Genomic DNA, 26,733 nt, shown 5'->3' on the forward strand with positions numbered 1-26,733 from the left:
GTCACTCTCCGAGCCAGGCAGGACGACGAAGGTCGAGCGTGTGCGGGAAGGACGGATTCGGGGTCTCGCGCGTCGGCTCGAACGATCCGCCGGTGTGGCCGATGTCCTCGAACCGCGCGAGCCGGCGGGCCTCCGCTTCGTAGGAGTTGACCGGGAAGGTGTCGTAGTTCCGGCCGCCGGGGTGGGCGACGTGGTAGACGCAGCCGCCGAGCGAGCGCTTCGACCACTTGTCGTAGATGTCGAAGGTGAGCGGCGCATGCACCGGGATGGTTGGGTGCAGGCCGGAAGCCGGCTGCCAGGCCTTGAAGCGCACGCCCGCGACCTGCTCGCCGGAGACCCGCGTCGGCGTCAGCGGCACGGGGCGGCCGTTGCAGGTGACGACATGGCGGGCTGGGTCAGCGTTGGTCAGCTTCGCCTGCAGGCGCTCGACGGAGGAGTCCACGAAGCGGACGGTGCCGCCGATCGCGCCGGTCTCCCCCATGACGTGCCAGGGCTCCAGCGCCTGGCGCAGCTCGAGCGAGACGCCTTCGCGCTCGATGCGCCCGCAGAACGGGAAGCGGAACTCCGCCTGAGCCTCGAACCACTCGGCGCGGAGCGGGTAGCCCGCGCGCTTGAGCTCGTCGAGCACGTCGAGGAAGTCCTCCCAGACGAACGCCGGCAGCATGAACCGGTCGGCGAGGCGGGAGCCCCAACGCACGAACCCGCCCTGCGCAGGCTCCTTCCAGAACTTCGTGATCATCGCCCGAATCAGCAGCTGCTGGGCGAGGCTCATGCGCGCGTCCGGCGGCATCTCGAAGCCGCGGAACTCGACGAGGCCGAGCCGGCCGGTCGGGCCGTCCGGCGAGTACAGCTTGTCGATGCAGATCTCGGAGCGGTGGGTGTTGCCGGTGACGTCGATCAGCAGGTTGCGGAACAGCCGGTCGACCAGCCACGGCGGCGGGGCGAAGCCTTCGCCCGGCGCCGGCACGTTGGCCATCGCGATTTCGAGCTCGTAGAGCTGGTCGTGCCGCGCCTCGTCGATGCGCGGCGCCTGGCTCGTCGGGCCGATGAACAGGCCGGAGAAGAGGTAGCTGAGGGACGGGTGGCGCTGCCAGTGCAGCACCAGCGACTTCAGCAGGTCCGGCCGCCGCAGGAACGGGCTGTCGAGCGGCGTCGCGCCGCCCACCACCACGTGGTTGCCGCCGCCGGTGCCGACGTGCTTGCCGTCGATCATGAACTTGTCGGCGCCGAGGCGCGACCGGCGCGCGTCCTCGTAGACGCCGGTGGTGATCGCGACCGCCTCCCGCCACGAGGCGGCGGGGTGGACGTTGACCTCGATCACGCCGGGATCGGGCGCGACCCGCACCACGTTGACCCGCGGGTCGAACGGCGGCGCGTACCCTTCGATCTGGACGGGCAGGCCGCTCTCCTCCGCGGTGTCCTCGATCGCGGCGAGCAGGTCGAGATAGGCCTCGATCGACTCCATCGGCGGGATGAAGACGCAGAGCTTGCCGTCGCGCGGCTCCACCGAGAGCGCGGTGCGGACGTAGCCGACGATCTCGTTCTGCATCGTCGGCGGCGCCTGCCAGACCGGCTGGTCCGGCGTCGAGATGCGGCGCTGCTCGTGGCCGAGCGCGATCGTCTCCGGGTCCGGCAGCGGCTCCATCTCCCGCACCGGATCGGCGGGGAAGAAGTAGGGGAAGTCGCTCTTGCTGAGATGGGGCAGGGCGCCGAGCGGCAGGCGGTAGCCGAGCGCGCTGTCGCCCGGCGACAGGAACAGCTTGCCGCGCCGCGTGGCCCAGCGCTCGGAGACCCAGCGCACCCCTTGCGCCTGCCACGCCTGGATCGGCAGCACGAATCCGGTGGGGGTGTTGAGCCCGCGGTCGAACACGCGGGCGAGGCGCGCGCGCTCTTCGGCGTCCTCGAGCTTCGGGTTGGAGGGGTCGACGTTCGCCGGCAGCTGCGCCTCGCGCACCAGCCAGTAGGACGGGTCCTCGTAGGCGGCCTGGGCGTTGTCCGGCGCGACCCCGAGCCGTTCCGCCACGCCGCGCGCCATGGCCTCCGCGCCGGCGACGTCGGCCTCGTCGGAGGTCTTCTCGCGGGCGATGAGGTCCGGGTTCTTCCAGATCGGCTTGCCGTCCTTCCGCCAGTAGAGCGAGAAGGTCCAGCGCGGCAGGGTCTCGCCGGGGTACCACTTGCCCTGGCCGTAATGCAGGAAGCCGCCGGGCGCGAAGCGGTCGCGCAGCCGGCGGATCAGGTCGTCGGCCAGCGCCCGCTTCTGCGGTCCGGTGGCGTCGGCGTTCCATTCGGGCGACTGGAAGTCGTCGATCGAGACGAAGGTCGGCTCGCCGCCCATGGTGAGGCGGACGTCGTTGGCGACGAGCTCGGCGTCGACCTTCTCGCCGAGCGCGTCGAGCGCGGCCCAGCTGTCGTCGGAGAAGGGGAAGGACACCCGCGGCCGTTCGGCGATGCGGTCGACCGTCATCGCGAAGTCGAAGTCGACCTCGGCGTAGCTGGCGAGCCCCGAGATCGGGGCCGCGGTGCGGTAGTGCGGCGTGGCGGCCAGCGGCACGTGGCTTTCGCCGGTCAGCAGGCCCGAGGTGGCGTCGAGGCCGATCCAGCCGGCGCCCGGCAGGTAGACCTCGGTCCAGGCGTGCAGGTCGGTGAAGTCGTGGTCGGTGCCGGCGGGGCCGTCGAGCGAGACCAGGTCGGGCTTCAGCTGGATGAGGTAGCCCGACACGAAGCGGGCGGCGAAGCCCAGATGCCGCAGCGTCTGCACCAGCAGCCAGGTGGTGTCGCGGCAGGAGCCGGAACGCTTCGTCAGCGTCTCCTCCGGCGTCTGCACGCCGGGCTCCATGCGGATGAGATAGGCGGTCTGCTGCTGAAGGAGCCGGTTGAGGCCGACCAGGAAGTCGACCGTGCGGGTCTCGCTGCGGTCGAGCGTCGCGAGGAAGTTCTGGAGCAGGGGGCCGGCGGGCTCGGTCTCGAGGTAGGGCGCGAGATCGACGGCGAGCGACTCCTCGTAGGCGAAGGGCCACTCCGCGGCGTAGTCCTCCACGAAGAAGTCGAACGGGTTGTAGACCGTCATGTCGGCCAGCAGGTCGACCTCGATCTTGAACTCGGTCGTCGGCTCAGGAAACACGAAGCGCGCGAGGTAGTTGCCGAAGGGGTCCTGCTGCCAGTTGATGAAGTGGTTCGCCGGACTGACCTTCAACGAGAACGACGGAACCTTCGTCCGGGAGTGCGGGGCCGGGCGGAGCCGGATCACCTGGGGCCCGAGCTGGACGGGACGGTCGTACTTGTAGTGCGTGACATGACGCAGGGCGGCTAGGATCGACATCTGGCGGGGGTCGGCGCTCCGGTTGATTGGGCGTGAGCTTAACCGCCTGCGGCGCCGCAGCAAGGGCCGTCATCCATGCGCGATAGAGCGCGGCGCCCAGATACCGCGACAGTAATTTCTCCCGTGACGGAACTGTTTCGCCGCGGCGCGCATTGCTGCGACGAACAAAGGCGGCGCGGGAGCGCCTAAAGGAACGTCCGACTATGAAGCTCTTCTCGTGCCCCTCCTGCAGCCACGTGGTGTTCTTCGAGAACGTCGTGTGCGAGCGCTGCAATCACGCGCTCGGCTATGAGCCCGCGTCGAACGCGATGCTGGCGCTCGAGCCGTCCGACGGCGGCTGGACCGCGGTGGGGGCGAAAGCCGACGACCGCCCGTGGCGCTACTGCGCGAACTACGAGCACGGGGTCTGCAACTGGATGGTTCCGGGCGACCAGGCCGAGGCCTTCTGCCTCGCCTGCCGCCACAACCTCGTCGTCCCGAACCTCGCAGACGCGGCCAACGTGGCGCTGTGGCAGAAGATGGAGATCGCGAAGCGTCGGCTGTTCTACAGCCTGCTCCGCCTCAAGCTGCCGCTCCAGACCCGCGCCGAGCATCCCGAGGGACTCGGCTTCGAGTTCCTGAGCAACGACGAGGCGTCCGGGCAGCATGTGATGACCGGCCATGACGACGGACTCATCACCATCGCCCTCGCCGAGGCTGACGACGCCGAGCGCGAAAGCCGTCGGACGGCCATGGGCGAGCCCTACCGCACGCTGCTGGGCCACTTCCGGCACGAGATTGGCCACTGGTACTGGGACCGGCTGGTTCGCGACGGCGGCGCGCTCGAAGCATGCCGCGCGGTGTTCGGCGACGACACCCAGGACTACAACCAGGCGCTTCAGGCCCACTACGCCAACGGGCCGAAGCCGGGTTGGCAGAACGAGTTCGTCTCGCACTACGCCGCCGCCCACCCCTGGGAGGACTTCGCCGAGACCTGGGCGCACTACCTCCACATCACCGACACGCTCGACACAGGCCGGTCCTGGGGCTTCCGGGTCGATCCGCGCGTCGACCGCGAGGACCTGCTGACGGCGAAGATCGATTTCGACGTGTTCTCGCCGAATACGACGATCGAGGAGATCGTGGAGTCGTGGCTCGCGCTCTCGGGCGCCCTGAACGCGCTGAACCGCTCGATGGGCGCGCTGGATCCCTATCCCTTCGTGCTGTCGGAGGCGGTGGTGAGCAAGCTGTCGTTCATCCACGAGCTGGTGCACGGCCGCGTCGCCCACGGCGCGACCGCCGACGACCTCCCGGAGACGCCGGACATCGAGCCGGCGCCGACCCCGGACGACCGTCAGGTCGCGTAAGGCTGGGCCAAGCCCGAAGGGCGCGCCCGAATTTCCGATTCGGGCGCGGAGGCCGTCAGCCGACGGTCACGACGATCTCGCCGACGCCCTCGACCCGGCCTTCCAGAACGTCGCCCCTCACCACCGCGCCGACGCCGGAGGGCGTGCCGGAGAAGATCAGGTCGCCGGCCGCGAGCTCGAAGTAGCGCGAGAGGTAGGCGATCATCTCCGGCGTCTTCCAGATCATCTGGTCGAGGTCGCCGGTCTGGCGGCGCTCGCCGTTGACGTCGAGGGTCACCGCGCCCCGGGCGGGGTGGCCGATTTCGGACGCGGGCGCGATGGGGCCGCAGGGCGCGGCGTGGTCGAAGGCCTTGCCGATCTCCCACGGTCTCGCGAGCTTCTTCGCCTCCGCCTGCAGGTCGCGGCGGGTGAAATCGATCCCGACGCCGTAGCCGAACACGAGGTCGAGGGCTTCGGCCTCCGGAACGTCGCGGCCGCCTTTGCCGAGCGCGACCACCATCTCGATCTCGTAATGCAGATCGGAGGTGCCGGGCGGATAGGGGAACGTCCGGCCGCTGGGCAGAAGTGCGTCGGGCGTTTTGAGGAAGAAGAACGGCGGCTCCCGGTTGGGATCGTGGCCCATCTCGACGGCGTGGGCGGCGTAGTTGCGCCCGATGCAGTAGACCCGCCGCGCCGGGAACAGGGCGGACGAGCCCTTGACCGCGACGGCGGCCTGGGGCGGGGGCGCGAACACATACGACGTCATGAGCGAATCCTGCGATCCATGCCGCGTCCGCGGCGAGCCGCGCCACAATGCGCCTCCGGCGGCGCGCCGCAAGAGCGCGCGGCGACTGGACCGCGCGCCCTCGCGCGCAATATTGTCCGCGCGTCTCCAACTTCCGTCAGGTCAGCGTTCCCATGGAGCTTTCAGGGTCTTACCGGCTTCCCGCCCCGCGCGACGCGGTGTGGGCGGCGCTCAACGACCCCGAAGCGCTCCGGGCGAGCGTGCCGGGATGCGAAAGCCTGGAGCGCATTTCGGACCAGGAGATGAAGGCGGCCGCCTCCGCCAAGGTCGGGCCGGTGAAGGCGCTGTTCGCGGGGACCTTCACCTTGCTCGACGCCGAGCCGCCGCGCCGGTTCACCCTTGCAGGCCAAGCCTCGGGCGGCTCCGCTGGCTTCGCCAAGGGCCAGGCCGAGGTGACGCTGACCGCCGAGGGCGCTGAGACCGTCGTCGCCTACGACGGCCACGCCGAGGTCGGAGGCAAGGTCGGCCAGCTCGGCTCGCGGGTGGTGGTCGGCGTCGCGCGGCAGATGGCGGAGAGCTTCTTCGCCAACCTCGCGCGCGAGATCGAGAGCCGCGGCGCCGAGACGCCGATGGCCGACGCGCCGCCGCTCGTCCACGAGGAGCCGGCGGCGGGTCCCGCCCCGACGGTCGCGGCGCCTCCGCTCGACGTCGCCGCTCCGCCCCCGCCGCCGTTCGCGCCGCCCGCGGCTGAGCCGCAGCCGTCGGCGCAGGCCGAGCCGGAGCCCGCGCCAGCCTCGGTCGGAGACACTGCGCCGGCGCCCGCCAGCGGCCATGTGGGCCGCATCCTGCTGGTCGCGGCCGTCGTCATCGCGATCGGCTTCGCGGTCTACCACTTCGTGCTGGCGTCGCCGCCGCCGGTCTGAGCGTCACGGGCCCCGATGCGCCGCCTCGAGCGCGGCGACGTCGAGCTTCACCATGCCCATCATCGCCCGCATCACGCGGGCGGCTTTGGTCGTGTCGGGGTCGGCGAGCAGCTCCGGCATCCGCTTCGGAACGATCTGCCAGGGCACGCCCCAACGGTCGTTCAGCCAGCCGCAGCGCTGGGCCTCGCCGCCCTCGAGCAGGGCGTCCCACAGCCGGTCGATCTCCGCCTGGTCCTCGCAGGCGACGTGGAGCGAGAGGGCGTTCGAATGGGCGGCCGGCGAGCCGCCGTTCAGGCCGAGATAGCTGCACCCCGCGAGCGTGAACGCCACCACCAGCGTGGACTCTGCGGGGCCCGACGGCGTGTCGACGACGTTCTTCTGAACGTAGTCGATCCGTGAATCCGGCAGCAGCGAGACGTAGAAGGCGGCCGCCTTCTCCGCATCCCGTTCGAACCACAGGCAGGGCGAGATCTTGGACATGGCGCGGCGCTCCGGTCAGGCGGCCGGCGGGCCGCCGGCGGCGGCGGCCGGGTCCATCCACATCACCTCCCAGACGTGGCCGTCCGGGTCCTCGTAGCAGCGGCCGTACATGAAGCCGTAGTCCTGCGTCGGCGTCGGGTCCGGGGCTCCGCCCGCCGCGACCGCCCTCTCGACCGCGGCGTCGACGGCCTCGCGGCTCTCCTCCGACACGCAGATCAGCACCTCGGTGGCCGTCTTGGCGTCGACGATCGGCTTCGAGGAGAACTGCCGGAACTTGTCGTGCGTCAGCAGCATGGCGTGGATGGTCTCGGACAGGACCATGCACGCCGCGGTCTCGTCGGAAAAGTTCGGGTTCTTGCGTGCGCCGACCGCCTCGTAGAAGGCGATCGAGCGCGGAAGGTCGGTCACGGGCAGGTTGACGAAGATCAGCTTGGACATCGCGGCCTCCGAGTGGGTTGTGCGACCTCAAGGACGGGCGGGATGCGAGCGGGCCGACAGTGGGGGAGAAAAAGACCCCGGCCCGCGTCAGGCGCCGGTCTTGCCGTCCAGGAAGCGGATCATCGCCGAAAAGTCGCGGCGTCCGTCGCCGGCGTTCGCCATCGCCTGGTAGAGCGCGCCCGCCGCAGCCCCCATCGGCGTGCTGGCGTTCGCGCCCTGCGCCGCCTCGAGCGCGAGCTTGAGGTCCTTCAGCATCAGCGCGGCCGCGAAGCCGCCCTGGTAGCCGCGGTCCGCCGGCGTCTCGGGACCGACGCCCGGCACCGGGCAGTAGCTCGTCATCGACCAGCTCTGGCCCGAGGCCTTCGAGGAGATGTCGTAAAACACCGCCGGATCGAGCCCGAGCTTTTCCGCCAGCAGGAAGGCCTCGCAGGTGGCGACCATGGTCGCGCCCAGCAGCATGTTGTTGCAGATCTTCGCCGCCTGCCCCGCGCCGGCGTCGCCCGCGCGGATCACGGCCCGGCCCATGCCTTCGAGGATCGGCGTCGCGCGTTCGAAGGCGGCGGGGGGGGCGCCGACCATGAAGGTGAGCGTGCCGGCGTTGGCGGCCGCGATGCCGCCGGAGACCGGAGCGTCGACCATGGCGAACCCGCGCGCCTCGGCCGCCGCCGCCACGGCCCGCGCGGTGGCGACGTCGATGGTGGAGCAGTCGATCAGCAGCGCGCCGGGCGACGCCGCGTCGAAGACCTCGCCCTCAAGCACCTCGGCGACGTGCCGCCCTGCGGGCAGCATGGTGACCACGGCCTCGGCTCTTGTCGCGGAGTCCGCGGCCGAGGACGCCACTACGCAGCCCGCAGCCTCCGCGCGGGCCAGCGCCTCCTCCGACAGATCGAAGGCGCGCACCTCGTGGCCGGCCTTCGCGAGATTGGCCGCCATGCCGCCGCCCATGGCGCCGAGCCCAATGAACCCTATGACGCTCATTCCAGTCGTCCTCCCTGCGGCGCCTTGTGCCGGCGCCTGCGAGGGAAGCTAGCGCGGGGAAACGACGCTGTCCCGGTCCGCCTCAGGCGGCCGCTTCGACGCTGAACGTCAGCGGCTCGTGGCCGGTCGCGACCAGGAAGCGGACGAGATCCGCGGGCGCGATCGCCGTGGTGCGGTCGTTGGTCAGCGGATGCACGTTGATCGTTTCGGCGCGCATCAGCGCCTCCTCGAGGCAGACGCGCACGGCGCCGCCGGCGTCGTTCAGCGCCGCGAAGGGCGAGACCGCGCCGCTCTTGACGCCGAGATGCTCCTCGAGCGCTTCCGTGGACGCGAACGACAGCCCGCCGCGGGCGCCGATGACGCCGCGGAGCGCCTTGAGGTCGAGCGGCTGGTCGTGGCGCATGGTGACGAGGAAGTAGGTCTTCTTCCCGTCGCGAAGGAACAGGTTCTTGGTGTGGGCGTCCGGCAGATCGCCCGTCACCGCCATCATCTCGTCGACGGTCAGCACCGGCGCGTGCTCCCGCGTCGCGACGGCGAGGCCGAGCTCCGCGAGCTTGGCGAACAGGTCGTCGGGCGTGGCCATGGTGTCGGCTCCGGTGCGATGCGGGGAGGGGGAGAGTTAGCCGGCGCCCGGCGGCGGCGCCAGCACGCCGATCTGCCGGAGATAGGCGAGAATCGCGCGCGCCGCCTCCCGCGGCTCGGGCGACACCATCACGTTCGCCTGCGCCGCCTCGCCGCCGCCGGTGGCGGCCTTGAGGCGGTCCGCGGCGCTGCCGCCGGCGGGCGCGCCGCGCATCATCTTGGGACGCGGCCGGTACGACTTTTCCGCGACCGCGATCGCCGCCGCGGCAGGCTCGGCGGGAGCTGCGACGTCAAGCCGTTCGATCCGGCCGCGGCGGGCCTGCCCGAAGGCGAAGGCGCTGGGCTCCGGGGCGGCGGGGTGAACGGTGAGGACCACGGGAAGCCGCGCCACGACGCGGCGGGCGGCCCCTTTCGGGAGCGCCTGCTCGACCTCGATCACGCCCGGCTCCGAGCCGGGGCGAGCGGCGACGACGTCGGGGATCACGGTCGCGCCCAGCGCGCGGGCGAGGGCGTAGGGAACGAGGCCGGTGTCGTCGCCGCCCTGGCCGCGGCGACCGGCGAGCACGACGTCCGGCGCGGCCGCGCGCAGGACCGCGGCGAGCGCGGGAACCGGGTCCGCCCCCGCGGCGAGCGCCACGTGGTCGATCTGCGACAGCCCGCGCCCGAGCGCCTCGGCCACCACGTCCGCGTCGGGGCCGGCGTGGAGCCCGCGGGCGGACCCGAGCGCGGCGGCGAGCCGGATCGCCTGCGCCTCCAGCCGGGGCAGCGCGCCGCGGCCCGAGACCGGATGCCGCCCGGCGGAGAGGAGGACCGCGACCTTCACGCGAAGGCTCCCCGCTCGCGCGCGAGCTCTTCGATCAGCGCGGGCATGACGACTTGCGCGTCCTGGACGATGGCGAGGCCGGCGCGCTCGATCATGGCGGCGTGGAGGTCGGTGTTGACCGCGACCACGTGCTCGCAGCCGGCGACGCCCTGCAGATGCTGCGGCGCGCCCGCGATGCCGAGCGCTAGATAGCAGGTCGCCGAGAGCACGGTTCCGGAGGCGCCGACCTGGGCCTCGCGCGGCATCAGCCCGGCGTCGCACAGCACGCGGCTCGCGCCCGGCGTACCCCCGAGCGCCGCGGCGACCGCCCGGAAGGTCTCGAGATCCGTGACGCCGTTGCCGGCCGAGACCACGAAGTCCGCCAATGCGAGCGGCGTGCGGGCGGGATCAGCGGGTATTCGTTCGGCCGCAAGGATCGCTGATGCCGGCGCGGCGGAGGGCTCGAGCGGTTCGTCGCGGGCCTCGCGCGGGGCGCCGGCGTAAGGCGCGACCGCGTCGGCCGCGAGCGTGATCAGGCGCGCCGGGGCCGCGCGCTGCTCGACCCGCCGTCCCTGCGCGGGGCGCATGAGCGCGGCGGCCGACACCATCTCGACGTCGGCGAACAGCGGCTCGCCGGCGAGCACGGCGACGCGGCGAGCGAGGTCGCCGCCGTCCGGTGTCTCGGGAAAGATCACGTGGCGCAGGTTCAGCGCCGCCATGGTCGACGCGATCGCCGCCGCGCGGGCGTCGGGAGCGTAGCCTTCGGGCCCGGCGAGGCGGGCGGTCCGGTCCGCTCCCGCGGGGCCGAGCTCCGCGCCCTCCGCGCCCGCGAGGGCGATCACGCCGCCGTCGGCCCCGGCAAGCGTGCGCGCGGCGCCGAAGAGCTGGCGGTCGTGCGGCGACAGCCGGCCGGCGGCGAGATCCGGGACCACCGCGACCAGGAACGCGGGCGCCGCCATGACGATCGTCTTCGGCGCAGGCGGGGCGGCGGGCTCCGCGCGGCTTGGGGCGGGCGCCGCGGCCGGGCGGCCGGTCTGGGCGCGGTCGAGCCGCAGGCGCGCGGCGCCGTCGACCCGCTGCGCCGCGGCCTCCATCCGTGGATCGCGCCGCGGCCGTCCGCCGGCGCACCGCGCGAAGAGGTCGAAACGGGCGCGCGCCGCCCCGGGCAGGGCCGCCGCCGCCCGCTCCGCCCGCGGGTCGCGCCGGGCGCGGGTCACCGTCCGGCCTCCACGGCCGCGAGCAGCAGCTCGGCGACGTCCTTCACCTCCGCCGTCCGGCCCGTCACGCCCTCCAGCATAGCGGTGCAGGTCGGGCAGGCGACCGCGACGATCCCCGCTCCGGTCTCGGCGGCCTGGGCCATGCGGATGTCAGGGATGCGGGCGTCGCCGGGGATGTCGCTCACCGGCGCGCCGCCCCCGCCGCCGCAGCACATGGAGCGGCGGCCATGGCGGGCCATCTCGACCCGATCGAGTCCGAGGCGGTCGAGCAGCTTCCGGGGCGCCTCGGTCTCGCCGTTGTAGCGCCCGAGGTAGCAGGGGTCGTGGTAGGTGACGCCGGCGCCGCCAAGCGCGCCCGGCGTCAGCCGTCCCTGTTCGACCAGCTCCAGCAGGAAGGCGGTGTGGTGGACGACCTCGAAGTCGCCGCCGAAGGCTCTGTACTCGTTCCGCAGCGCGTGGAGCGCGTGCGGGTCGGACGTCACGATCCGCCTGAACCGATGCTTCGCCAGCGTCGCGACGTTGGCGCGCGCAAGCTGCTGGTAGGTCGCCTCGTCGCCCAGCCTGCGGGCGAGGTCGCCGGTGTCGCGCTCCTCCGCGCCGAGGATCGCGACATCAACCTTCGCCTCGTGCAGCAGTTTCACCAGCGCGCGCAGCGTGCGGCCGTATCGCAGGTCGTAGGCGCCCTCGCCGAGCCACAGCAGCACGTCCACCTCGCGCTCGCCGATCATCGGAAGCGCGAGGCCGGCGGCGAAGTCCGCCCGCGCGGTGAGCGGCCGCCCGCCGGGCTCTTCCGCGCCCCGGAAATTGTCGAGCGTCGCGGCCGCTTTCGCTCCCACGGCGCCGAGCTCCAGCGTCTGGTGGCGGCGGAGCGAGACGATGGCGTCGACGTGCTCGATCATCATCGGGCACTCCTCGACGCAGGCCCGGCAGGTGGTGCAGGACCACAGTGTGTCGGGATGGATGCGGGCGTCGGGCCCGATGATGCGGAAAAACGGCTCGGCCGGCGCCGCGACGGGGCGGGCGTTGGGGTAGGGGCTCCCGGCGTAGGCGCGCTCGTCGGCGGTCGCGGCGGCGACGAGGTCCTGGATCAGGCGCTTCGGGTTCAGCGGCTGGCCGGCGGCGAAGGCGGGACAGGCGCTCTCGCAGCGGCCGCACTGGATGCAGGCGTCGAAGCTGAGCAGCCGGTTCCAGGCGAGGTCGGCCGGCGTCTCAACGCCGAGCCGCGGGGCGTCGAGGTCGAGGGGGGCGAGCGCCGCGTCGGGCCTTCCGCCCTCGAAGCGTTTCGGGCGGGGATGCGCGACGAGGTGCAGGGCGCCGGCGACCGCATGGCGCATCGGCCCGCTGCGGACCTCGTAGGCGAGGCCGAGCCCGCCCGCAGCGGCAAGCGCGACGGCGAGGCCCAGAGCGACGGCGGATTCGACCCCCAAGGCGAGCAGGAGCGCCGCGGCGAGACCGCCGAAGGCGTAGGCCAGCAGCAGGAACGGCAGGATCTGGAAGCCGCCGCCCGAGAGCCGCTTCGGCCGCTTGGGATAGCGGCGGGCGCCGACCAGCACGGAGCCGGCCGCCGTCACGCCGAAGGCGAGCGCGACCGCGGCCCAGTAGGCGCGGCTGCCCCCCAGCGGCGGCAGGACGGCGAGCGTCGTGAGCAGCGTCGCGGCGAGCAGACCGCTGGCGACGACCGCGTGCATGCGCGAGGCGTAGGGGTCGCGCGCCACCACGTGGTGCACGTCGACGAGGTAGCGCTTCGGCAGCGCCAGCAGCCCGGCGCCCCAGGCGACCGGAGCCGCAGCCCCGAGCCGCCACCACGCCGCGCGCCTGAGCGCCTGCACGGTCGCGAGCGCGACCATGACGAAGACGAGGGCGGGGAGGGCGTAGGTCATGGCGCCGACCAGGCCTCGACCGCGACCGTCATGCCCGGCGAAGCCGGGTATCCACGACGTTGGCGTCGGGCGCGGCGGCGCCGATGACGTCGTGGACGCCCGCGAAGGCGGGCATGACGGCGGCGTTTCCTAGCGAGCCCGTCATGGCGCTCACAGGTCCTTGCACAGCCGGAGCGCGTCGTAGATCGCGGCGTGGATGTTGCGGCCCGCGACCGCGTCGCCCACGCGGTATAGCGCGTAGCCTTGGGAGAGGTCGTAGGGCTGCGGCTCGCCGCGCACGATGGCGGACTGATCGAGCGCGCCCTTGTTCACCGAGGCCGCCTTGAGGCTGAAGAACAGCCCGTCGACCGGCAAGGTGCCGTGCTCGACGACCACACGGTCGACCACGCGCTCCTCCTCGGCGTCGGTCATGGTGTTGCGCAGGGCGGCCACCAGGCGGTTGCCTTCGGGGTAGACCTCGATCAACTCCATGTTGGGCGTCATGATCACGCCGAGCTTGTAGAGCTCGCGCAGGTGGACCGGCTGGTTGGTCGCGCCGAGCTCTTCGCCGACCATGCGGTCGTGGGTGACGAGCTCCACGAGGCAGCCGCGCTTCGCCAGCAGCTCCGCGGTCGAGGCGGCGTTGTGCTGGCCCATCTCGTCGTAGAGCAGCACGGAGCCGGTCGGCTCGACCGCGCCGGTGAGCACGTCCCAGGTCGTCACGGCGTGCTCCGCCGCGCCCTTGGCGTGGCCACGGGAGGGAAGGCCGCCGGTCGCGACGATCACCACGTCGGGATTTTCGGCCAGGATCGCCGCCTCCGTCGCCGCCGTCCCGAACCGCAGGTCGACGCCGAGCTTGGTCACCTGGGCCACGAGCCAGCGCGTGACGCCCGACAGCGCCTCGCGCCATCCGGCCTTGGCCGCGATCCCGATCTGGCCGCCGGCGAGCGCCTCCTTCTCGAACAGAACGACATGGTGACCGCGCTCGGCGGCCACGCGCGCCGCCTCGAGGCCGGCCGGCCCGGCGCCGACCACGACCACCTTCCGACGCACGTCGGCCTTGGCGATGACGTGCGGCATGGTCGCCTCGCGTCCCGTCGCCGCGTTCTGGATGCAGAGCGCGTCGCCGCCGACATAGATGCGGTCGATGCAGTAGCCGGCGCCGACGCATTGCCGGATGTCGTCAGCCCGCCCTTCCGAGAGTTTTTTGACGAGGTGCGGGTCGGCGATGTGGGCGCGGGTCATCGCGACCATGTCGACGTGGCCCTCCGAGACCGCACGGGCGGCGGTGGCGAGGTCGGTGACGCGCTGGGCGTGGAACACGGCCACGTCCACCTCGCGTTTGACCGCCGAGGGCAGGAACAGGAACGGCGCCACGGGGAAGCTCATGTTCGGCAGCGAGATGGCGTGAGCGATGTGGTCGCGCGCCTGGCCGCCGAGGATGTTGAGGAAGTCGACGAGCCCACGCCGGGCGTACTCGCTCGCGATCGTCAGGCAGTCCTCGTGGGAGAGGCCGTCCGCGATCATCTCGTCGCCGGACATGCGGATGCCGATGACGTAGTCGTCGCCGACTTCGGCGCGCATGGCCTCCAGCACCTCGATGCCGAAGCGCATGCGGTTCTCGAGCGAGCCGCCGTACTTGTCGCTGCGCCGGTTCACGCCCGGCGACCAGAACTGGTCGATCAGGTGCCCGTGGGCGGCCGAGACCTCGCAGCCGTCCAATCCGCCCTCCTTGCAGCGGCGCGCGGCGGCGGCGAAATCGCGGACCACGCGGTCGATGTCCTCCTGCTCCATCGCCTTGGGGATGGTGCGGGAGGCCGGCTCGCGCATCGCGGAGGCGGAGAGCGTCGGGAACCAGTTCTCCGTGTCGTACTTGGTGCGCCGGCCCATGTGGGTGAGCTGGATCATCAGCTTGGCGCCGTGCGCGTGCACGCGGTCCGCGAACTGCTGGAAGAACGGCACGACGCTGTCGTCGGCGACCGAGATCTGGTTCCAGGGCGCGGCCGGGCTGTCGAGCGCGACCGAAGACGAGCCGCCGAACATGGTGAGCCCGATGCCGCCCTTGGCCTTCTCCGCGTGGTAGAGCTGGTAGCGCTCCTGCGGCTTGCCGTCCTGGCCGTAGCCGGGCGCATGGCTCGTCGACATCACGCGGTTGCGGATGGTCAGGCCCTTGATGGTGAGCGGCTTGAGCAGCGCGTCGGCGTTGGCGATCATCGATCAACCACCAGGTCGCTGGTCGGCTTCGAGCAGCACAGCAGCGCCATCCCGGCGTCGATCTCGCGCTGGCGGATGCCGCCGGCGTGCTTCATCGCGACCGTCCCCGACACGAGCTTCGACTTGCAGGTGCCGCAGAGGCCCTTGGAGCACGACGACGGCAGGCGAACGCCTTGTCTCCGCGCGGCGTCCAGCACCGTCTGATCCTCAGGGCAATCGATCGCCCGCCGCGTCTTGGCGAACTCCACCCGGAAGGCGCGGACGGTCGGGGCGGCGTCCAGCTCGGCCTCCGCGACCTCGACGGCCTCCGTCTCGGACGCCGACAGCGCCTCGAAGTCGAAGCTCTCCTCGTGGTGGCGCGCCATGTCGAACTGGGCGCCGGCGAGCATCGCCTTCACGGCCGCCATGTACGGGGCGGGGCCGCAGACGAAGACCTCGCGCTCCCGCCAGTCCGGCGCGATCAGCTCCAGCATCGGCAGGGTAAGGCGCCCGCGGAACCCGCCCCACGCCTCCGCCGGCGAATCCGCCTCGCAGACCGCGGCGAACCGGAAATGCAAATCGAGGCGCGCCATCATCTCGAGCTCGGCGCGGAACACGATGTCGGCGGGGGTGCGGGCGGAGTGCACGAAGGCGACGTCGCGCGGCTCGGCGAGGTCGTGGAAGGTGCGCGCCATCGCCATCATCGGCGTGACGCCCGAGCCGCCCGACAGCAGCAGATATTTCTGCGCCGGGTGCTCGAAGCAGGAGAAGTCGCCCATGGGGCCGACGGCGCGGACCACGGATCCCGGCTTCACATTGTCATGCAGCCAGTTGGAGACCGGGCCGCCGGGGACGCGCTTCACCGTGATCGCCACCGTGTCCGGACGGGTGGGCGCGGAGGAGACGGTGTAGCAGCGGTGGACGGTCTCCCCGCCGATCTCGAAGGCGAAGGTGAGGAACTGGCCGGGCTGGTGCGCGAAGCGGCGTGGCTCGCGGGCGGCGAACACGAAGGTCTTGACGTCGTGGGTCTCGGCGCGGACCGCGCGGCACACCAGCGCGTCGTCGGCCTCGGCGTCCCACGCGGCGGGCGCGGCGAGCCGGAGGGCGGCCGGCTCCTTCGGCTTCGCGACGGCGTCCATCGCCGTCACCGCCCCACATGCGCGGCCATGCGGCCGCAGTACCAGTTGACGAACTTGTCGACGAGCATCTCGGTGTTGGGCGAGTAGGGGCCAGGCTGGTAGGCGGGGCTACGCGCGCCGTGCTGGCACAGGCCCACGAGGTCGCTGTCCTGCTGGTTGGTCGCCATCCACACGCCGATCAGGTTCTCGAGATCGTAGTCCACGCCCTCGACCGCGTCCTTGTGCACCAGCCACTTGGTGCGCAGCAGCGAGCGCTCGGCGTCGAGCGGCAGCACCGAGAAGGTGACGATGTGGTCCGCCAGGAAGTGGTGCCAGGAGTTCGGCTGCGTCCAGAACGACAGCCCGCCGAGCTTGGCGGAGGGCAGGTCGCCCAGCAGCTTCCGGCAGGCGGCCTTGGTGTCGAGCGTGTGGCTCTCGCCGTCGCCGTCGAGCGGCAGGCGCTCGGTGCGGAAGCCCGTCACCATGGTGTCGAGCTCGTCGATCTCGCGCGACGGCAGGCCCGCCGCCTCCCAGGCCGCATGGTTGGTGTTGACGAGGCAGCCGTAGCGCTCGGCCTGGGCCCGGTCGTGCTCGTCCATCTCCTCCGGCGCGAAGCCGAAGCCGTAGGCGAACAGCGGCACCGTCAGCTCGGGATGGTTGGTCCCGCAGTGATAGCACTCGCGGTTGTTCTCCATCGTCAGCTTCCAGTTGCCCGGCTCGATCAGGTCGTGCTGGTAGGCGACCTTGGTGTTCCGGACGTTGTGGGGCGCGATGTAGGGACCCATGCGCCGGGCCATCTCGTCGAAGTCCGCCGGCGGCTCGTCGGCGAGGCAGACGAACAGCAGGCCCTCGAGCGAGCGGATGTGGACCGGCTTCAGCCCGTGGCAGGAGCGCTTGAAGCTCGGGCCCATGTGGTCGGCGTGGATCAGCGCGCCGGACAGGTCATAGGTCCAGGAGTGGTACCGGCAGACGAGATTGCCGACGGTGGTCTTCTCTTCCGTGACGAGCCGCGCGCCGCGGTGCCGGCAAACGTTGTGGAAGGCGCGGACCTCGCCGTCGTCGTCGCGCACCACTGCGATCGAGTAGCGGCCGATGTCGAAGATCGCGACGTCGCCCGGCTCCGGCACGTCCGGCTCGACGCCGACGTAGATCCAGTGCTTGGCGAAGATGTGCTCCATGTCGGCCGCGAACACGTCCGGGCTGAGATAGAACGGCGCGGGCAGGCTGTGGCCGGGAAGGCGTTCGTTCAGCAGGGATTTCAGGGGCGTCGTCGGCAGGTCGAGCATCGGACCAGCTCCGCAGGAACCGCGTGTCTGGAAACGATTATGATCCGCGGACGACGCCCCGCTGTCCCCCGAGCGACATTGTCTGACGGCGGGGCGACGTGGGTGATTCAAGCGCCGCGCCAAGGCTGAAAAACGCGGCGTCTATAGGCTCCGGCATTCCGCTTCGCTCCAGCCGGAGCGACGGCGCGTGCGGCCCTCGACGCTTCAACCGCGTCGCTCCGGGCGAAGTCCCGGAGCCTATAGACACCACGGTTTCAGCAGCGCTCCGTCAGAACAACCTGTCGTAGAGATCGTCCCAGTTCGGATTGTCCCGCTCAATTATGTTGAGCTTGTAGTCGCGCCTCCACTTCTTGATCTGCTTCTCGCGAGTGATGGCGGAGACCGGATCGTCGAAGATCTCGAAGTAGACGAGGCGCGTCACGCCGTGCCGCGCGGTAAAGCCGGGGTGCAACCCTTCCTTGTGCTCATAGGTCCGGCGAACGAGATCATTGGTCACCCCGATATAGAGGGTGCCGTGCTTCCGGCTGGCGAGCAGATAGACGTAATAGGGCATCCCCGGCGGCTTTCCCGAAAGGGACGGAACGGAGGCAGCTTGCCTCCGAGAAAGGCGCGCGCCAAGGCTGGAAAACGAGGAGTCTATAGGCTCCGGCATTCCGCTTCGCTCCAGCCGGAGCGACGGCGCGCTTGGCGCTCGACGTCTCAACCGCGTCGCTCCGGGCAAAGTCCCGGAGCCCATAAGCTAAAGTCGACCGGAAGAGCGCGGCGTTCGCGGCAACGCGGTCAGCACGCCGCGACGGCGACGGCCAGACCTCCCTGCGAGGTCTCCTTGTACTTGGCCTGCATGTCGGCCCCGGTCTGGCGCATGGTCTCGATGACCTCGTCGAGGGTGACGCGGTGGATGCCGTCGCCGCGCAGGGACAGCGAGGCGGCGACGATCGCCTTGTTGGCGCCGAAGGCGTTGCGCTCGATGCAGGGGATCTGCACCAGCCCGCCGATCGGGTCGCAGGTCATGCCGAGGTGGTGCTCCATGGCGATCTCGGCGGCGTTCTCGATCTGCTCGGGAGTTCCGCCGAGCGCGGAGGTGAGGGCTGCGGCGGCCATGGCGGCGGCGGAGCCGACCTCGCCCTGGCAGCCGACCTCCGCGCCGGAAATCGAGGCGCGGCGCTTGATCAGGCCGCCGATCGCGGTCGCCGTCAGCAGGAACTCGCGGCCGCGCTCGCGCGACCAGTCCGGCCCGAAGTCGCGGAGGTAGCGCAGCACGGCGGGCACGATGCCGGCGGCGCCGTTCGTCGGAGCCGTGACGACGCGACCGCCGGAGGCGTTCTCCTCGTTCACCGCGAGCGCGAAGAGGCTGACCCAGTCGACGATCTCGTGCGGCATGCGGCCCTGGTTCAGGGTCGCGCGCTGCTGCAACGTCTCGTGGAGCCGCCTGGCGCGGCGGCGCACCTTCAGGCCGCCGGGGAGCACGCCTTCCTGGCGAAGCCCGCGCTCGATGCAGTCGAACATGGCGTCGGCGATGGCGTCGAGCCCGGCCTCGACCTGCGCGCGCGGCCGCGCGGCGCATTCGTTGGCGAGCTGCAACTCGGGGATCGAGAGTCCCGTCGTCTTGCACAGCTTCAGCAGCTCTTCGCCGCTGGCGAAGGGCTGCGGCCAGACCACGGCGGATTCCGCGGGCCCGCCGCCCTCTCCCACCACGAAGCCGCCGCCGATCGAGTAGGCGATCTGCTCGTCCACCAACGCGCCGGCCGCGTCGTAGGCGCGGAAGCGCATGCCGTTTGTGTGGAGCGGCAGCAGCTCCTTCATCTCGAAGATCACATCGACCGCGGGATCGAACGCCGCGCGGGCGGGGCCGATCTGGACGCTTTTGGCGTCCTTCAGCGCGGCCATGTGGGCCTCGACCTGATCCGGGTCGACGGTCGCGGGCTCATGGCCGAGGAAGCCGAGACACAGCGCGACGTCGGTGCCGTGGCCGCGGCCGGTCCAGGCGAGCGAGCCGAAGATCTCCACCCGGACCCGCGCGACGCCGCCGCGCTTCGCGACGCGGATGCGGAAGCTGCGCGCCGCGATCATGGGCCCGACCGTGTGGGAACTCGACGGTCCGATGCCGATCTTGAAGAGATCGAAGGCGCTGATCACGAGGCGGGGTCTCTCCGGCGAAGCGGCATGCGCTTCAGTCTTAGACGAAAGATGGGGCGCGCGCTGCGTCGCAGCAAAAAAGTTACGTGGGCGACTGAGCCGCCGTTCCGGGTCGTCAGGCGCAACATCGCCGACCCGCCGCGCTTGAAGTTCCGGCTTGAATCCCCCCGGGGGAGCCGGGGGATGACGCCGCCCATGCTGCGGCGTGTCGCTCACGCCGTGCGGGCGGCCTCCACCAGAAAGGCATGCACATAAGGCGCGAACGAGCGCCAGCACTCGACGCGGTAGAGCGGCTCCGCCGTCGGCCGCAGCAGCACGATCTCGGCCTTGCCCAGCAGGGTCCGCGTCGCCGAGCCCGCGGGGAAGGCGGCGTCGCCGAGGTCGAGCGGGCAACCCGCGTTGAGGGCCGCCGCGGCGTCCGGACCCGAAATCTCCAGCCCGACGTTGCGGTGCGAGACGTCCACCACGGAGTGGAACCGGTCGCCGAGAGCCGCTTCGATCTCAGCCTCCAGCGCCTCGAGGTCGGCTTCGCCGGCGCCAAGCAGCCACTCATTGGGACCGAGCCGCGCGCTGAAGCGCTCGCCCTCGGCGGACATGCGGTTGATCGCGAGCCCAAGGCCGAGACGGCTCAAGCCCTCGGCCCCGCGGACCCGCAGCGAGAGCCGGACGCCGGCCGGCGCCGGCGACACCCGGGCGCGGTCGTTGGAGGTGGGCGCAGCGCCCAGCGGGCGGTCCCGGCGGGCGAAAAGGCTCCGGTCAAGCATGGATGCGCCCTCCCTCGGCGTCGAAGAACACCGGATCGCACACCGTCGCCGGCGCGAAGCCCGTCGGCGTGGTGACGTGGAGCGTCCGGCCCATGAGCGCGCGGCCGTCGGCGACGAGCGCGAGCGCGATCGAGCGGCCGCAGTTAGCGCTGAAGTAGCTCGAGGTGACATGGCCGAGCATTTTCATCGGGATCGGCTGATTGGGATCGGCGACGATCTGCGCGCCCTCGTCCAGCACCAGCGACGCCGTCTCGGTCGCGAGCCCGACCAACTGCTTGCGGCCGCTCGCGACCACGTCGGGACGGGCGAGCGAGCGCTTGCCGACGAAATCCTTCTTCGCCTTGGCGATCATGCCGGCGAGACCGACGTCGTCCGGCGTCACCGTGCCGTCCGTCTCCTGGCCGACGATGATGTAGCCCTTCTCGGCGCGGAGCACGTGCATCGTCTCGGTGCCGTAGGGCGTGATCCCGTAAGGTTCGCCGGCGGCGAACACCGCCTCCCACACCGCGCGGCCGTAGTCCGCCGGCACGTTGATCTCGTAGCCGAGGTCTCCGGTGAAGGACACGCGGAACAGGCGGCACGGCGCGCCGCAGATCGCGCCCTCCCGCACCGACATGTGGGGAAAGGCCTCGTTCGAGAGGTCGATCCCTGAGACGAGCGGCGCGATCACGTCGCGCGCCTTCGGCCCCTGCACCGCGATCACCGCCCACTGCTCGGTGGTGGAGGTGAGGAACACGTCGAGGTCGGGCCATTCGGTCTGGAGGTAGTCCTCCATGTGGTTCATCACGCGGGGGGCGCCGCCCGTGGTGGTCGTCACGTGGAAGCGGTCCTCGGCCATCCGGGCGACGACGCCGTCGTCCAGGATGTAGCCGTCCTCCTTCAGCATCAGGCCGTAACGGCAGCGGCCGACCCCGAGCTTGGTCCAGGGGTTCACGTACATCCGGTTCATGAACTCGGCGGCGTCGGGGCCGACGACCTCGATCTTGCCGAGCGTCGAGGCGTCGAAGAGGCCCACGCCCTCGCGCACCGCTCGGCACTCGCGGACGACCGCGGCGTGCATGTCCTCGCCGGGCTTCGCGAAGTACCAGGCCCGCCGCCACAGCGCGACGTTCTCGAACGCCGCGCCATGCTCCGCCGCCCACTCGTGGATCGGCGTGGCGCGGATCGGGTCGAACAGCGCGTCGCGGGCGGGTCCGACGAGCGCGCCGAAGGTCACGGGCGTGTAGGGCGGGCGGAAGGTGGTGGTGCCGATCGCGGGCAGCGGCCGGTTGAGCGCCTTCGACACGATGCCGAGGGCGTTCATGTTCGACGTCTTGCCCTGGTCCGTCGCCATGCCGGTGGTGGTGTAGCGCTTCACGTGCTCGATCGACTCGAAGCCCTCGCGCATCGCGAGCTTCAGGTCCTTCGCGGTCACATCGTTCTGGAAGTCGACGAAGGCGCGCACCTTGGCCGGGTCGGCGTCGGTCGGCAGGTCGCGCACGGGCGTGAATCCGATGCGCGTCGGGCTCGCCGCGAAGGCGCGCGTCTCGGTCGCGCCGGCCGCCTCCGCCCCGGCCGCGAAGCCGGTCGCGAGGCAGGACGCCAGATCGTAGACGCCGGCCGCGGCGCCGGCGGAGCGCTCGGCCTGCGCAGAAACGCCGGGCAGGAAGGCGTCGCGGCCCTCGTCGTAGGCGAGCTTTCCGCGAGACTGGGAGAACAGGTGGACGGCCGGCGTCCAGCCGCCCGACATGCCGACGCAGTCGCAGGCGATGACGCGGCGGGCGCCGACGGTCCCGTTCGCGCAGGGCGCGACCACGAGACCGGCGACCCGCTTGCGGCCCTTGGTTCCGATCACGGTCTGGCCGGTCAGCACCTCGACGCCCATCAAGCGCAGGTCCGCGGCCTCGGAGGCGCAATCGCGCTCTGGCCGCAGGTCGACCATCACGACCTCGAGCCCGGCCGCCTTGGCGTCGGCCGCGGCCGCATAGGCCGAAGCGCCGCTGGTGACGAACACGATGCGGCGGCCGGGGGCGACGCCGTAGCGGTTGATGAAGACGCGGACGCTCTCGGCCAGCATCACGCCCGGCCGGTCGTTGTCGGCGAACACCAGCGGCCGCTCGTGAGCGCCGGTCGCGAGCACGACCTCGGCCGCGCGCACCTGCCACAGCCGTTCGCGCGGCGCGCCCTTGGCCGGGCTCTCGCGATGGTCGGTGACGCGCTCCGTCAGGGCGACGTGGTTGTGGTTGTAGTAGCCGAACGCCGTGGTGCGGGGCAGCAGCGTCACGCTCTCGTAGCCGTCGAGCTCCTCGATCGCCGCCGCGCGCCACGCCTCGGCGCTCTGGCCGTCGATCGACGCGCCGGTCTCGTGCAGCAGCGAGCCGCCGAACTCCGGCTGTTCGTCGGCGAGGATGACGCGCTTGCCCGTTTTCGCCGCGGCGAGCGCCGCCGCGAGGCCCGCAGGGCCGCCGCCGACGACCAGCACGTCGCAATGGGCGTGTCGGTTGGCGTAGGCGTCCGCGTCCGGGACCTGGGGCGCGACGCCCAGGCCGGCGGCGGCGCGGATTACCGGCTCATAGACCTTGTCCCAGAAGGAGCGCGGCCACATGAAGGTCTTGTAGTAGAAGCCGGCCACGAACACCGGCGACAGCAGGTCGTTGACCGCGCCGACGTCGAAGCCGAGCGACGGCCAGCGGTTCAGCGACGTCGTCGCGAGGCCGTTGCGGGCCTCGACCACGGTCGCGCGGTTGTTCGGGTCGATCTTGCCCGGACCGCGATCGACCTGCAGCAGCGCGCTCGGCTCGTCGGAGCCGTGGGTCAGGATCCCGCGCGGCCGGTGGTACTTGAACGAGCGGCCGACGAGGTGGACGCCGTTCGCGAGCAGCGCCGAGGCGACGGTGTCGCCGGCGAAGCCCTCGATGGTCCGCCCGTCGAAGGTGAAGCGGATCGGCGTCGCGCGGTCGACGCGCCCGCCGGACGGCAGTCGGAACGGCTGAGCCATCACGCCCTCGCGTCGTCGATGGGGTGGGAAGGCTGCTCGCCGGCCTTGTAGGTCTCGACGAAGCGGTCGGTGAAGGTGTCGCGCACGGCGTTGAACCAGCGTCCGCAGCCGTGGGCGTGGACCCAGCGCTCCGCATGCAGCCCGCGTGGATTGGAGCGTACGAACAGGTGCTCCGCCCAGGCGCCGTCGTCGAGCGCGGAGGGATCGGCCGGTCGCGCGATGTGCGCCTCGCCGCCGCAGCGGAACTCGGTCTCGGGGCGCGTCCCGCAGAAGGGGCAGTCGATCAGCAGCATGGTTCGATCCCCCTCAGTGCGCGACGGCCGCGGCGGCGGCTTCGTCGATCAGCCGGCCGGTGCGGATGCGGTCCAGCGTGAACGGCGCGTTGATCGGATGCGGCTCTCCCGTCGCGAGCGTGTGGGCGAAGACGTGGCCGGAGCCGGGCGTCGCCTTGAAGCCGCCGGTGCCCCATCCACAGTTTACGAACAGGTTCTGCACAGGCGTCCGGCCGATGATCGGCGAGCGGTCCGGCGTCACGTCGACGATGCCGCCCCACGAGCGCAGCATCCGCATGCGCGTGAACTGCGGGAAGATCTCGCAGATCGCGTCCAGCGTGTGGGTGGTGATGTGGAGGCCGCCCTGCTGGCTGTAGGAGGTGTACTGGTCCGTGCCGGCGCCGATGACGAGCTCGCCCTTGTCGGACTGCGAGATGTAGGCGTGCACGGCGTTCGACATCACGACGCAGGGGAACACCGGCTTGACCGGCTCCGACACCAGAGCCTGCAGCGGATAGCTTTCGAGCGGCATGCGCACGCCCGCCATGTCCATCACGCGCGAGGTGTTGCCGGCCGCGACCACGCCGACGCGCTTCGCGCCGATGAAGCCGCGGGTGGTCTCGACGCCGATCGCGGCGCCGGAGGCGTCGCGGCGGACCCCGGTGACCTCGCAGTTCTGCAGGATGTCGACCCCGCGGGCGTCGGCGCCGCGAGCGTAGCCCCAGGCGACCGCGTCATGGCGCGCGGTGCCGGCCCGGCGCTGCAGCGCGCCGCCGAGCACGGGGTAGCGCGCGTCCCGGGAGATGTTCAGCGGCGGGCAGAACGCCTTGCACTCCTCCGCGGAAAGCCACTCGTTGTCGATCCCGTTCAGCCGGTTGGCGTAGACGTGGCGCTTGAAGCTCTGAATGTCATGGATGTTGTGCGCGAGCATGAGCACGCCGCGCTGCGAGAACATCACGTTGTAGTTCAGCTCCTGGGACAGGCCCTCCCAGAGCTTGAGCGCGTGCTCGTAGAGATGCGCGCTCTCGTCGTAGAGGTAGTTCGAGCGGATGATCGTGGTGTTGCGGCCGGTGTTGCCGCCGCCGATCCAGCCCTTCTCGACCACGGCGACGTTGGTGATCCCGTGCACCGTCGCGAGGTAGTAGGCGGTGGCGAGGCCGTGGCCGCCGCCGCCGACGATGACCACGTCGTAGGACGGCTTCGGCTCCGGCGCGCGCCACTGGCGGCCCCAGCCCTGATGGCCGCCGACGGCTTCCGACAGAAGGGATGCAAGTGAGAAACGGCGCATCGATCCACCTCGCGTGACGGGAGGGATCGTGCCGCCGGCGCCCCGCGTCGGCTTGCCCGCAGGCGACCGCGATTTCAGCTTTTGCGACGGGCGTCAGGGAAAGCGCCGGGCGCCGGCTGGGGGCGGGACTGCGGCGTCTTGTTCGAACGGCTCCAATCTTGCATTGACGCAGATCATGGCGGGGTGAAAATCACCCGCGCCGGGAGCGCCGAATGGGTTCGCACGTGACGCCGCAGAGCTTCGGAGGGGAAGGGCCCCGCAAGGTCGGCTTCCTGCTGGTGGAGCGGTTCTCGATGATCGCCTTCGCGGCCGCGATCGAGCCGCTGCGGCTTGCGAACCGCGAGGCGGGCCGCGACCTCTACGCCCTCGCGCTTTATTCCGACGGCGGCCTGTCTTGCGCCGCCTCGAACGGCGTGGCGGTGGCCGTCGACGGCCGCTTCAGCGAGGCCCCAGACCTCGACATGGCCTTCGTCTGCGGCGGCGTCGACGTCGAGAAGGCGGATCACGCCGCGCTCACCGTGCTGCTGCGACGCCTCGCCTCGCGCCGGAAGCCGCTCGGGGCGCTCTGCACGGGCTCTTACGTTCTGGCGCGCGCCGGCCTGCTCGACGGCTACCGGGCGACCATCCACTGGGAGAACCTCGCGAGCCTCGCGGCCCAGCATCCGGAGATGGAGCTCGAATCCGAGCTCTACGAGATCGACCGCGACCGGCTGACCTGCGCCGGCGGCTTCGCGGCGGCCGACATGATGCTGGCGGTGATCTCCCGCGACCACGGCCATGCGCTCGCCTCCGAGGTGGCGCAGCAGCTGCTGCACCATCGCATCCGGGAGGCGGGCGAAGGCCAGCGGATGGACCTGCGCATGCGCCTGGGGGTGGCGCACCCCAAGCTGCTGAAGGTCGTGCAGCTGATGGAGGAGCGCATCGAGGAGCCTCTGTCGAGCCAGGAGCTGGCGGACGCCGTCAACCTTTCGACCCGGCAGCTCGAACGCCTGTTCTTCAAGTATCTCGGCCAGTCGCCGGCCAAGCGCTACCTCAAGATCCGGCTGGAGCGGGCGCGGACGCTGATCCGCCAGACCTCGATGCCGATCCTGTCGATCGCGCTCGAATGCGGCTTTTCCTCGGCCTCGCATTTCTCCCGCGCCTATTTCGAGGGATTCGGGCGGCCGCCGAGCGCCGAGCGCAAGGCCCCGTCGCCGCAGGCGCCCGCGCGCGCCGCGGTGTAGGCGCGCGCCGCTCCACGACATCTTGGGCGACGTCGCCCCTGCGGCTGTGGATCGCGGGCGACGGCGGCCGGGATACGTCGTTCGCTCCACCCTTCGTTAACCCTGGCCTTCCTAACTGGAGGCACAGCGAAATCCGGCGCGCCAGCGCCTTCAAGACGGGGTCAGCGACTCATGCGCTCTTCCGGCCGACCGCCCGCTTCCTTCGACGCCGACGGCCGTCGCCAGCCCGCGGACCCGCGCCGCGGCGCCGCGCCAGGCGAGGTCCGCACCAGCCGCACCCCCGACCGCGTCCTGCGCGAACGGCGCGCCGCCCGCGACGAAACTCTGGACGGCTCCGTCTCGGTCGACCCGAGCCTGCTCGCGGGCCTCGACCAGGCCCTTCAGGCGCCGCGGATCGAGTTCATCGTCGAAGGGCTCGCGCCGGCGCCCTCCGCCGTGCCGAGCTGGCTGCGTCCGTTCGCGATCGGTCCGAACGCGCGCTTCACCCGCACGCCCGACAGCATCCTCCGGGGTCCGACGCAAAGCCCCAACGCGCCGACCGACGCCGCCCCGATCGACCCGGAGGCCGCGGCCGACGCGATCGCCGCCATGGCCTTCGCCGACGTCGACGCTGCGCCCGCGCGGCCGCTGCAGCCCGCGCGCCTCCGCCGCCTCGCCGAGGTGATCCGCCTCGACGACGACGCGCCCGAGACGCCGGGCGAGCAGGACAACGAGCGCCCCTTGGCGCCCGCGGACGAGGCCGTGCCGGAGCCGGTCGCCGACGCGCCCGCCGCCTTCATCACCGGTTCGCTCGGAAGCCCCTTCGGCT

General features: G+C 71.6%; 21 protein-coding genes and 1 pseudogene. 4 read left to right on the forward strand and 18 right to left on the reverse strand.

What is annotated here, in order from left to right; all coding sequences use genetic code 11:
- Window position 1: 1 nt before the first annotated feature.
- Window positions 2-3,319, reverse strand: a complete 3,318-nt coding sequence (locus METY_RS17900; RefSeq protein WP_103122745.1) for a transglutaminase family protein — start codon at window positions 3,317-3,319, stop codon at window positions 2-4.
- Between the two features lie 203 nt (window positions 3,320-3,522).
- Between METY_RS17900 and METY_RS17905 the strand changes: the two genes are divergently transcribed.
- On the forward strand, window positions 3,523-4,665 hold the full coding sequence (locus METY_RS17905; protein ID WP_103122746.1) for a zinc-binding metallopeptidase family protein: 1,143 nt from the start codon (window positions 3,523-3,525) through the stop codon (window positions 4,663-4,665).
- A gap of 55 nt (window positions 4,666-4,720) precedes the next feature.
- Here METY_RS17905 and METY_RS17910 read toward each other — a convergent pair whose 3' ends face one another.
- A complete protein-coding gene (locus tag METY_RS17910; protein ID WP_103122767.1) occupies window positions 4,721-5,410 on the reverse strand; it encodes a fumarylacetoacetate hydrolase family protein in 690 nt (229 codons plus the stop codon).
- A gap of 152 nt (window positions 5,411-5,562) precedes the next feature.
- Between METY_RS17910 and METY_RS17915 the strand changes: the two genes are divergently transcribed.
- On the forward strand, window positions 5,563-6,312 hold the full coding sequence (locus tag METY_RS17915) for a CoxG family protein (protein ID WP_160147387.1): 750 nt from the start codon (window positions 5,563-5,565) through the stop codon (window positions 6,310-6,312).
- Between the two features lie 3 nt (window positions 6,313-6,315).
- On the opposite strand, the gene METY_RS17920 is transcribed toward METY_RS17915, so the two are convergent.
- From METY_RS17920 to METY_RS17995, 16 genes are all read right to left on the reverse strand, one after another.
- Window positions 6,316-6,792, reverse strand: coding sequence for a VOC family protein (locus METY_RS17920; RefSeq protein ID WP_103122748.1), 477 nt, complete (start codon window positions 6,790-6,792; stop codon window positions 6,316-6,318).
- Window positions 6,793-6,807: 15 nt separating this feature from the next.
- Window positions 6,808-7,230 (reverse strand): VOC family protein, encoded by a 423-nt coding sequence (locus METY_RS17925; protein ID WP_103122749.1) that lies wholly within the window; start codon window positions 7,228-7,230, stop codon window positions 6,808-6,810.
- An 87-nt stretch (window positions 7,231-7,317) separates the two neighbouring features.
- Window positions 7,318-8,208 (reverse strand): 3-hydroxyisobutyrate dehydrogenase, encoded by an 891-nt coding sequence (mmsB, locus tag METY_RS17930; RefSeq protein WP_103122750.1) that lies wholly within the window; start codon window positions 8,206-8,208, stop codon window positions 7,318-7,320.
- Between the two features lie 82 nt (window positions 8,209-8,290).
- Complete coding sequence (locus METY_RS17935; RefSeq protein ID WP_103122751.1) at window positions 8,291-8,791, reverse strand: prolyl-tRNA synthetase associated domain-containing protein; 501 nt, start codon at window positions 8,789-8,791, stop codon at window positions 8,291-8,293.
- A 36-nt stretch (window positions 8,792-8,827) separates the two neighbouring features.
- On the reverse strand, window positions 8,828-9,613 hold the full coding sequence (locus tag METY_RS17940; protein ID WP_103122752.1) for an electron transfer flavoprotein subunit beta: 786 nt from the start codon (window positions 9,611-9,613) through the stop codon (window positions 8,828-8,830).
- Window positions 9,610-10,809 carry an electron transfer flavoprotein subunit alpha/FixB family protein gene (locus METY_RS17945; RefSeq protein WP_103122753.1) on the reverse strand — a complete coding sequence of 400 codons (1,200 nt, stop codon included), beginning with the start codon at window positions 10,807-10,809 and terminating at the stop codon, window positions 9,610-9,612. Before METY_RS17945 ends, METY_RS17940 begins: the two co-directional genes overlap by 4 nt.
- Complete coding sequence (locus tag METY_RS17950; protein WP_103122754.1) at window positions 10,806-12,689, reverse strand: DUF3483 domain-containing protein; 1,884 nt, start codon at window positions 12,687-12,689, stop codon at window positions 10,806-10,808. Before METY_RS17950 ends, METY_RS17945 begins: the two co-directional genes overlap by 4 nt.
- A gap of 150 nt (window positions 12,690-12,839) precedes the next feature.
- The gene (locus METY_RS17955; RefSeq protein WP_103122755.1) at window positions 12,840-14,882 is read right to left on the reverse strand and encodes an NADH:flavin oxidoreductase; all 2,043 of its coding nucleotides are present in this window, start codon (window positions 14,880-14,882) and stop codon (window positions 12,840-12,842) included.
- Complete coding sequence (locus METY_RS17960) at window positions 14,879-16,000, reverse strand: hybrid-cluster NAD(P)-dependent oxidoreductase (RefSeq protein ID WP_103122756.1); 1,122 nt, start codon at window positions 15,998-16,000, stop codon at window positions 14,879-14,881. The genes METY_RS17955 and METY_RS17960 overlap by 4 nt, the downstream gene beginning before the upstream one ends.
- Window positions 16,001-16,005: 5 nt before the next feature.
- Window positions 16,006-17,265, reverse strand: coding sequence for an aromatic ring-hydroxylating oxygenase subunit alpha (locus tag METY_RS17965; protein WP_103122757.1), 1,260 nt, complete (start codon window positions 17,263-17,265; stop codon window positions 16,006-16,008).
- 268 nt (window positions 17,266-17,533) lie between these two features.
- Complete coding sequence (locus METY_RS17970; RefSeq protein WP_103122758.1) at window positions 17,534-17,818, reverse strand: GIY-YIG nuclease family protein; 285 nt, start codon at window positions 17,816-17,818, stop codon at window positions 17,534-17,536.
- A gap of 227 nt (window positions 17,819-18,045) precedes the next feature.
- The gene (locus METY_RS17975; RefSeq protein WP_103122759.1) at window positions 18,046-19,401 is read right to left on the reverse strand and encodes an L-serine ammonia-lyase; all 1,356 of its coding nucleotides are present in this window, start codon (window positions 19,399-19,401) and stop codon (window positions 18,046-18,048) included.
- 212 nt (window positions 19,402-19,613) lie between these two features.
- The gene (locus METY_RS17980; RefSeq protein WP_103122760.1) at window positions 19,614-20,165 is read right to left on the reverse strand and encodes a sarcosine oxidase subunit gamma; all 552 of its coding nucleotides are present in this window, start codon (window positions 20,163-20,165) and stop codon (window positions 19,614-19,616) included.
- On the reverse strand, window positions 20,158-23,142 hold the full coding sequence (locus tag METY_RS17985; RefSeq protein ID WP_103122761.1) for a sarcosine oxidase subunit alpha family protein: 2,985 nt from the start codon (window positions 23,140-23,142) through the stop codon (window positions 20,158-20,160). The genes METY_RS17980 and METY_RS17985 overlap by 8 nt, the downstream gene beginning before the upstream one ends.
- Window positions 23,142-23,435, reverse strand: coding sequence for a sarcosine oxidase subunit delta (locus METY_RS17990; RefSeq protein ID WP_103122762.1), 294 nt, complete (start codon window positions 23,433-23,435; stop codon window positions 23,142-23,144). Before METY_RS17990 ends, METY_RS17985 begins: the two co-directional genes overlap by 1 nt.
- Before the next feature lie 13 nt (window positions 23,436-23,448).
- A complete protein-coding gene (locus METY_RS17995) occupies window positions 23,449-24,702 on the reverse strand; it encodes a sarcosine oxidase subunit beta family protein (protein WP_103122763.1) in 1,254 nt (417 codons plus the stop codon).
- 212 nt (window positions 24,703-24,914) lie between these two features.
- On the opposite strand from METY_RS17995, the gene METY_RS18000 reads away from it, so the two are divergent.
- Both METY_RS18000 and METY_RS18005 read left to right on the forward strand, forming a co-directional pair.
- Window positions 24,915-25,925 carry a GlxA family transcriptional regulator gene (locus tag METY_RS18000; protein WP_200819727.1) on the forward strand — a complete coding sequence of 337 codons (1,011 nt, stop codon included), beginning with the start codon at window positions 24,915-24,917 and terminating at the stop codon, window positions 25,923-25,925.
- 171 nt (window positions 25,926-26,096) lie between these two features.
- Window positions 26,097-26,733: pseudogene (locus METY_RS18005) on the forward strand (DNA translocase FtsK); the annotation flags it as partial.

It is taken from the genome of Methylopila sp. Yamaguchi (genome assembly GCF_002897035.1).
In the GTDB taxonomy this organism is placed as follows: domain Bacteria; phylum Pseudomonadota; class Alphaproteobacteria; order Rhizobiales; family Methylopilaceae; genus Methylopila.